Source organism: uncultured Mobiluncus sp. (assembly GCF_902488535.1).
In the GTDB taxonomy this organism is placed as follows: domain Bacteria; phylum Actinomycetota; class Actinomycetes; order Actinomycetales; family Actinomycetaceae; genus Mobiluncus.
Genome location: NZ_CABTWO010000034.1, coordinates 1 through 7,938, shown reverse-complemented (window position 1 = coordinate 7,938; position 7,938 = coordinate 1). Strand labels below are relative to the sequence as shown.

Here is a 7,938-nt window from a genome sequence, read left to right as displayed (position 1 = left end):
GGGGGGGGGGGGGGGGGGCGCGCCGCGGGGGGGGGGGCGCGGGTTTTGCCCGGGGGGAGGGGGGGGCGCCCCCCCCTTTTTTCCCCCATTTCCTCCCCAACCCCCTCCCCCCCAGCCCTGTCTTGGGTTCCCCCCAAACGCCCCCCGCCCCGCCAGCCTGCCTAAATTCCGGTGTCTATAACCTGAATTCAGCGCTATTCAGGCGTAAACCCTTCCGGGGTATCGGGGTGGTTTTTCGCGGTTTGTGTGCAAAATCGTGAGTTTGCGGGTTTATCTCATGTAGAGTAGTCCCGTGTTGGTTTTATCTAGGCGCATAGGCGAAAAGATTGTCATCGGTGACGGCATCGTGGTCACCGTCGTGGAAGTTCACCGCGATTCGGTGCGCTTGGGCGTAGATGCCCCGCGTTCTGTCCCGGTCAACCGGGCCGAGCTGCTGCAGGCAGTTTCTGAGGAAAACCAGGCCGCCATGTCGGATACTGAAGCCGCCGCAGCCCTGCAGTCGTTGCAATCCATTAAGCCCAAATCCGGTCAACCTTTGGATTTGCGCCGGTTGATGAAGGGGTCATCACCCCTGCCGGGCGCTGCCTCCGCCAAGTCCCAAGCACCCAAATCCTCCCCGAATTCATCAGCATCACAGACAAATCCCGCCGCTAAACGGGTTCCGAAACCTCGCCCCCCACAGACGAATTAATCGCCGCGACCCTGCCGCCTGAGCTAGACAAAACTCCATAAAGCTGAGCGAACCGTCCAAAAGCGCTCTTGAAATCAAGAAATATCCCTGAAAATTCACTGAATTCGCTAACAAACCCAAATAAATGCCCGAAACTGGTGCGTAGACGGTGCCGTAGGTACCACTTATTTGGGAGGTCGCTTTATGGGCGAAATGGATGAAATTGTCCGCGAATTCCTGGTCGAGTCCTATGAGAACCTCGATCAACTTGAACAAGACATGGTGTCTTTGGAATCCGAACCGGGTTCAAAAGAGCTCCTGTCTTCGATTTTCCGGACTATTCACACGATTAAAGGCACGTCAGGATTCCTGGCGTTCAACAGGCTCGAGAAGTTGGCACACCGTGGTGAAAACTTGCTCTCCGAGCTGCGTGACGGTGTACGTGAGATGGATCAAGAGACCGCTGACGTACTGCTGTTGATGGTAGACCGTATCCGCAACATTATGGGTTCGGTGGAAGACACCGGTCAAGAGGGCGATGTGGATATTGAATCCGTCATCGCTCAGATTGAAGCTATTCAAGGCAAACAGCCCGGTGCTACGGTGCCGGCCGCTGACGGTGTGGCGGATGAACCGGCTCCGGCTGAGGCTGCTGCCCCGGCTGCTGAGGCTCCGGCTGAGATTCCGTTCCTGACCAACGTTGCTGATGAGAACGGCAACGTGAACTTGGGCGAGGACCTGGCCACCCCGCCAGCCGCCGCCGAGGAGGCCCCGGCCGAGATTCCGTTCTTGACCAATGTCGCTGACGAAAACGGCAACGTGAACCTGGGTGAGGGCGCCGCCCCGGCCGCCCCGGCTGCCCCGGCTGCGAAAACGGAACCGGAACCGGAACCTCCGACACCCCCGGCTCCGCAGTCAGTACCGAGGGCCTCTAAGAAGGAAGAAGCGAAGCCGGCGGAACACGGTTCGGCGCGTTCTGCTGCGGATTCTTCCATCCGCGTGGATGTCGACCTGCTGGACGTGCTGATGCGCGAAGTGTCCGAGTTGGTGTTGGTGCGTAACCAGATTGTGCGCTTGACCGACTCGATGACCGATATGAACTTGGTGCAGTCGTCCCAGCGTCTGTCCATCGTGGCCACCGAGCTGCAAGAGGGCATCATGAAGACCCGGATGCAGCCCATCGAACACCTCTGGTCCAAGATGCCGCGCGTGGTGCGTGACCTGGCCAAACAGACCGAAAAGGACGTACAGCTGGTCATGATTGGCGGGGACACCGAGCTGGATCGTTCCCTGCTGGAAGCCATCAAGGACCCGTTGACGCACATGGTGCGTAACGCGGTCGACCACGGGGTGGAACTGCCCGAGGTTCGCCAGGCTGCCGGGAAAGATCCGAAGGGCACGGTGACCCTGAAGGCTTACCACGCTGGTGGTCAGGTCGTGGTCGACATTATCGATGACGGCGCGGGCATCGATCCGGCTGTGGTTGCCAACAAGGCTCTTGAGAAAGGCCTGGTCACCCAGCAGCAGCTCGGCGAGATGAGTGACAAGGAAATCTTTAACCTGCTGTTCTTGCCGGGATTCTCGACCGCAAAGAAGGTTTCGAACATCTCCGGGCGCGGGGTCGGCACCGACGTGGTGAAGACCTCCGTCGAGGCTATCGGCGGTACGGTCGACGTCGAGTCTGAACTCGGCAAGGGCTCGACTTGGCGGATGCGCATTCCGCTGACCTTGGCGATTCAGCCGTCCTTGACGGTCGAGTCTCACGGCGAGCTCTACGCCATTCCGCAGGTGTCCCTGCTTGAGTTGGTCGTTTTGGATTCGTCTCGCAAGGAGACTTCGATGGAGTACGTGAACTCCTCGCCGGTTTACCGTTTGCGCGGTATGCTGCTCCCGCTGATTCGTCTGAGCCACGTGCTGCACCCCGAAGAATCCAACGACCGCGGCTCCGAAGCCAACGGTGTGATTGCCGTGCTGCAAAACGACGATCAGCGTTTCGGCCTGGTGGTTGACAAGGTCATCAACAACGAAGAAATCGTGGTCAAGCCACTGTCCTCCAAGCTCAAGTCCATCGGCCTGTACGCCGGGGCGACCCTGCTGGGCGATGGCCGGGTGGCGCTGATTCTGGATATCGGCGCGGTGGCGCGCAAGTCGCTGACCGGCGCGACGACCCAGGCGGCGCAGAAGGCGCAGATGGATGCGGAAGCCGCGCAGGCTCGCAGCTCCGAGATGACCGGTCAAGCGCTCGTGGTCGGGATTGGCGACGGGCGTCGCGTGGCGATTCCGTTGGCTGCCGTTACCCGCTTGGAACATATCAGCGTCGAGGCGGTGGAACGCGTGGGTGGCCGCGAAGTTATCCAATACCGGGGTCAGATCCTGCCCATCGTTCGTCTGGATCGTCTGCTCGGGGTCATGGACTACGAGGAGCCCAAGGATCTGCAGGTCGTGGTGTACCGCCGCGGCGAGCGTTCCGTGGCGATGGTGGTCCGCGAGATTCTGGACATCGTGGCCGACGACAAGCGCAAACACTCCAACATCGAGGATCACGGCTTGCTGGGTTCTGCGGTGTTGAAGGACCGGGTCACCGAGCTGCTGGACGTCGAACAGGCCGTCCGTGCCGCCGACCCGACATTCTTCGACGAAATCGAAGACTTCAACGCGGAACTCGAGATGAACTCTCGCCTGGACATGGTGGGGGCGTGATGACCGATGACGCAGTACGTAACTTTCCGTTTGGACGGAGCACTTTACGGCATTGAAGTCAACCAGGTCACCGAGATTCTGCACGGTGAGGACATCACGAACGTGCCGTTGTCGCCGACCGCCATCACCGGCCTGGTGAACCTGCGCGGGCAAATCGCAACCCTGATTGACCTACGTAACCAGCTGCACCTGCCTCCCCGTGAGGACCCCCGCGAAGCCATGATGGTCGTGGTGGTCTTGGACGGCGAGACGCTGTCGCTGATGGTGGATTCGATTGGCGATGTTCGCGAGGTCGACGAGTCCGATTTCGAGGCCCCGCCGGACACGCTGGGTCAGGATATGCGCGAACTCATCTTGGGCGCGTACAAGTTGAGCGACGACTTGCTGCTGGTCCTCGACGTCGAGCGCGTGGTCGCTATCGGCGCCGAAGCCCGAGGAGCGTGAAGTCAAGCCGTAGTTTAGAGATTGCAAAGTCGGAGGGGGTCACTGCGGTGGCTCCCTCCGATTTGTCTTCACAAGGTCGGGGCGCAGCTGCGTTTTTCGGGGCGGCTTTTCCGGTAAAATGTATGTAAAGTAACGCGTGGTCAGGGGTCTGGAGCTACGCAAAAAACCACCGTCCGTTGCCGGGCGAAGAACCGTAAAACCAGTTAGCCTTAACAGGGTAGAACTCGCAGCTGAGGGAGAGAAGATGGCTGGCATTAAAGTCCTCGTGGTGGACGATTCCGTTGTAGTGCGCAAAATCGTAACTGACGCGCTCAACGCCGACCCTAACCTGGAGGTCGTGGGCACGGCTCCGAACGGCAAATTGTCGCTGATGAAGTGGAAGCAGCTGAAGCCTGATGCCATCACCATGGACATCGAAATGCCCGAGATGAACGGTATCGAGGCAGTGCGCGAACTGCGCAAGATGGGCTGCAAAGACCCCATCATCATGTTCTCCACCTTGACCCAGCGCGGCGCGACCGCGACTTTGGAAGCCCTATCCGCTGGCGCTACGGACTACGTGACGAAACCGGCTAACCAGGGTTCCGTCCAGCAATCCATCCAAAGTGTTCGTGAACAGCTGGTTCCCATTATCTTGGGTTTGCTGCCCAGCAAAGTTCGGGCGTTGGGGGCGGTATCTGCCAGTTTGTCCCCCGAGGCGCGCGCCAATATCTCGTCCGTACCGTCCATGTTTGCCGGCCCGCTCAAACTGCACGACCGTACCGGGATGCCCGACAAGCCGATTCGTATCGTCATCCTCGGTTCTTCCACCGGCGGTCCCGAGGCGTTGACCAAGGTCATTTCCGGTCTGAGCCGTCCCCTGCCGATACCGATGGTCATCACTCAGCATATGCCACCGGTGTTCACCACCCAGTTGGCGGCTCGTTTGGACAAGCTGACTTCCGCTACGGTGCAGGAGGCGTCGGAAGGCATGATGCTGGCGCCAGGCCATATTTATCTGGCGCCGGGCAACTTCCACATGACTTTTGCCGGTAACGCTGGGGCTCCGCGCGTGAAATTGACCCAGACCCAGCCGGTGAACTTTTGCCGCCCTTCCGTGGACGTCATGTTTGAATCCGCGGTGAATCTCTATGGTGGGGATATGTTGGCGGTCGTGCTGACCGGCATGGGCCAAGACGGCAAGAACGGCTGCGGCAAGGTTTTGGAGGCCGGGGGGCGCACCCTGGTACAGGACGAAAACACTTCCGTGGTGTGGGGGATGCCGGGGGCGGTGGCCAATGCCGGCTTTGCTGATGAGATTCGCCCCTTAGATGAAATCTCGACCCAGATTCAGCGTCACGTCCAGACTTATGCTCCGGAGGCCAGACGATGAGCCTGACCCGCCAAACATTTGACTATGTGGCGGGGTTGGTCAAGCAACGCAGTGCTATCCAACTTCCCGCCGGAAAGGAATACCTGGTTGAATCCAGGCTGATTCCTTTGGCACGGGAAGCCGGTTTTACCGGCGCAACCGCGGTGGACAAGTGGATTCAGCAGGTTATCGCGACCCACCGGGCTGGTGACCTGCAAGACATCGCCGAGGCTTTGACTACTAACGAAACCTCGTTTTTCCGTGATGTCACCCCGTTTAAGGGTTTGACGGAATCCGTAGTTCCCAGCCTGGCCGAGGCCGGTCACCGCAATCTCTCGATTTGGTCCGCGGCCTGTTCCACCGGTCAGGAACCCTATTCCATTGCCATGAGCCTGTTGGAAATGGCCCAGGCCCCGAATTTTTCCATCGTCGCCACCGACATTTCTCGGGCCGTGTTAGCCAAGGCCAGACAGGGTTTCTATACCCAGCTGGAAGTGAACCGCGGCCTGCCGGCACCCATGCTGGTGCGCTATTTTTCCCGCGAGGGCGCCAACTGGGTCATCAGCCCGTCGCTGCGGTCGCGCATTAACTTCCTGGAACACAATCTGTTGTCCACCCCGCCAAAAGGCGGACCTTTCCATATCGTTTTTATTCGCAATGTTTTGATTTATTTCGATATCAGCACGAAACGTGAGGTCTTGCGGCGCGTGGCGAAATCTATGGCGCCCGGCGGCTACCTGTTCTTGGGGGCGGCGGAAACAACTATGGGGATGGACCCCGTATGGGAACGTGTGACGTTGACAAACGGTGCGGTATACAAATTGAAAGGGGCCGGGAAATGAAAGCATTAATCGTTGACGACTCCCGTGCTATGCGCAAAATTATTGGCGGTATCCTGCGCCGGGAGGGGTTTGAAATCCTAGAAGCCGCTGATGGCGAAGAGGCCATGGAAGTTTTGCATGACCCCGCCACGGGACGCGTCGACTTGGCGACAATCGACTGGAATATGCCGGTGATGAACGGGTTGGAACTGGTGGTGAACATCCGCGCAGAAAAGGAACTGCGCAATATCACCCTGATGATGGTGACCACCGAGTCGGAGCACTCTCAGATTGTGCGCGCTTTAGCGGCTGGGGCGCACGAGTACCTCATCAAACCTTTCACCCCCGAAGCGGTCAACGAAAAGCTCATGCTGTTGGGCTTGGGAACTTGAGGAACCGCCCAAGCCCCGTGGGGACGGCTGGTGAAACCGAAAACCCCGGAGCCTGTTACGAGCAAGGAACACAAGGAGAGTAAAGATGGACCAGGAAATTCGGGAAGCGGTGCTGAACATCGCTAACGATGTTTTCTATGCCTTGATTGATAAACACGAAGGCACTGTGATGGAGTGGCTTGAAGACGTCGAGCCTTTCCAGGATCCGGTTTATGCCTGGGTGGATTCCCAAGGGGATAAGCAGCTGCGCTTCATACTAGAGATGGAAGATTCCACAGCAAAAGACCTGACCAGAGCCATGTACAGTCTGGGTGAAACCGATGAGGTGACCGCGGAGGATCAACAGGACGCGTTCGGGGAAATCGTCAACGTTATTGGCGGAAACATGAAATCTATTGTGGAAGATTCCGGAAACCTTATCCTTCCAAAAGTCGGAAAGGAAAAACCGACACGGCCAGAATCGCCTTTAGTTAGCGTAAACCTCAACTGGAAAGGCAAATTCCTGGTAATCTCAGTATGTGACCTTGGTGCTTCGCAGGATGCGGCACAAGGGTGAACACGGAGGTAATCGATGCGTATTATAGTTGCAGACGATTCGCGAGTGATGCGACAGATTGTGGTGCGTACCCTGCGCCAAGCGGGATTTGACTGGGAAGTTATGGAAGCCGAAGACGGCGCCCAAGCTTTGCAGTTGGCCCTGTCAGAGTCGCCTGACCTGGTACTTTCCGACTGGAATATGCCGAATATGCTGGGTATTGAGATGCTGCAGCAGTTGCGGGCGACGGGGTCAAAGATTCCGGTTGGCTTTGTGACTTCCGAGGGTTCCCCTCAGATGCGGGAAATCGCGCAACGGGCGGGTGCGAACTTCCTGATTCAAAAACCTTTCGATGCCGCCACTTTCAAGTCGATTTTAGGAGCGTTCAACCGATGAGTGCCACCCCTTTGCCTTCTGCGAAAGAGATTCGCGACCTGTTTGAAATGCTGTTGGGCAGGACCGTTGAGGTTTCGCCGGACTACGAAATCCTCAAGCCGGACGAGGAATTCGGTTGCTGTGTGGCGTTCTTTAACGACGCTATGGATAAAGTGTGCGCCGCCTGCATTATGGATCTCGATTTGTGCGCTTATGCCGGCGCCGCCCTGCAGCTCATTCCCGCTGCCGGGGCGCAAGATGAAATCAACAACGGTACCCTGTCTGACGGCTACATTGAGAATGTCTACGAAATCCTCAACATTTTCTCTGGGTTGTTAAACAAGGATGATGCTCCGCACGTCACCATCGGTTTGATGTACACCCCCGGCGAGGAATTGCCCGCCAACGAGTACAAGATGGTCACCTCATATGTGGAGCGTCGCGATTCCATCCTCGACATCGAGGGCTACGGCAAGGGCCGCTTCGGCGTCTTGTGCTTTAACTAGCTTTCGCTGCTGGGGTCTTTCCTGGCGTTAATCCTATTAATTCGTTTCGGTGTGCCATATATGGCACACCGAAACGTTTAAATAGGTTTTATTGCGGGTTTTGTTATGCGGGGGTGGTCGCTCGGGGGCGCTCGCGAGAGGCGG

General features: G+C 57.9%; 9 protein-coding genes. All 9 read left to right on the top strand.

Annotated features, from left to right (window positions below):
• The first annotated feature begins 292 nt into the window (after window positions 1-292).
• The 9 genes from csrA to RDL66_RS08720 all read left to right on the top strand — a co-directional run bounded on the left by csrA (window position 293) and on the right by RDL66_RS08720 (window position 7,794).
• Complete coding sequence (gene csrA / locus RDL66_RS08760; protein WP_308536591.1) at window positions 293-691, top strand: carbon storage regulator CsrA; 399 nt, start codon at window positions 293-295, stop codon at window positions 689-691.
• Between the two features lie 183 nt (window positions 692-874).
• Complete coding sequence (locus RDL66_RS08755) at window positions 875-3,370, top strand: chemotaxis protein CheA (RefSeq protein ID WP_308536590.1); 2,496 nt, start codon at window positions 875-877, stop codon at window positions 3,368-3,370.
• Window positions 3,371-3,376: 6 nt separating this feature from the next.
• Complete coding sequence (locus tag RDL66_RS08750; RefSeq protein ID WP_004008847.1) at window positions 3,377-3,814, top strand: chemotaxis protein CheW; 438 nt, start codon at window positions 3,377-3,379, stop codon at window positions 3,812-3,814.
• 244 nt (window positions 3,815-4,058) lie between these two features.
• Window positions 4,059-5,186 carry a chemotaxis response regulator protein-glutamate methylesterase gene (locus tag RDL66_RS08745; RefSeq protein ID WP_308536586.1) on the top strand — a complete coding sequence of 376 codons (1,128 nt, stop codon included), beginning with the start codon at window positions 4,059-4,061 and terminating at the stop codon, window positions 5,184-5,186.
• Complete coding sequence (locus RDL66_RS08740; RefSeq protein WP_308536584.1) at window positions 5,183-6,007, top strand: protein-glutamate O-methyltransferase CheR; 825 nt, start codon at window positions 5,183-5,185, stop codon at window positions 6,005-6,007. Before RDL66_RS08745 ends, RDL66_RS08740 begins: the two co-directional genes overlap by 4 nt.
• Window positions 6,004-6,378, top strand: coding sequence for a response regulator (locus tag RDL66_RS08735; RefSeq protein ID WP_299294732.1), 375 nt, complete (start codon window positions 6,004-6,006; stop codon window positions 6,376-6,378). The genes RDL66_RS08740 and RDL66_RS08735 overlap by 4 nt, the downstream gene beginning before the upstream one ends.
• A gap of 85 nt (window positions 6,379-6,463) precedes the next feature.
• Window positions 6,464-6,934, top strand: coding sequence for a chemotaxis protein CheX (locus RDL66_RS08730; RefSeq protein ID WP_308536582.1), 471 nt, complete (start codon window positions 6,464-6,466; stop codon window positions 6,932-6,934).
• Between the two features lie 15 nt (window positions 6,935-6,949).
• Window positions 6,950-7,309, top strand: coding sequence for a response regulator (locus tag RDL66_RS08725; protein ID WP_299294736.1), 360 nt, complete (start codon window positions 6,950-6,952; stop codon window positions 7,307-7,309).
• Window positions 7,306-7,794: a hypothetical protein gene (locus RDL66_RS08720; protein WP_299294738.1), complete on the top strand. Its 489-nt coding sequence runs from the start codon at window positions 7,306-7,308 to the stop codon at window positions 7,792-7,794. The genes RDL66_RS08725 and RDL66_RS08720 overlap by 4 nt, the downstream gene beginning before the upstream one ends.
• The last annotated feature ends 144 nt before the right edge of the window (window positions 7,795-7,938 follow it).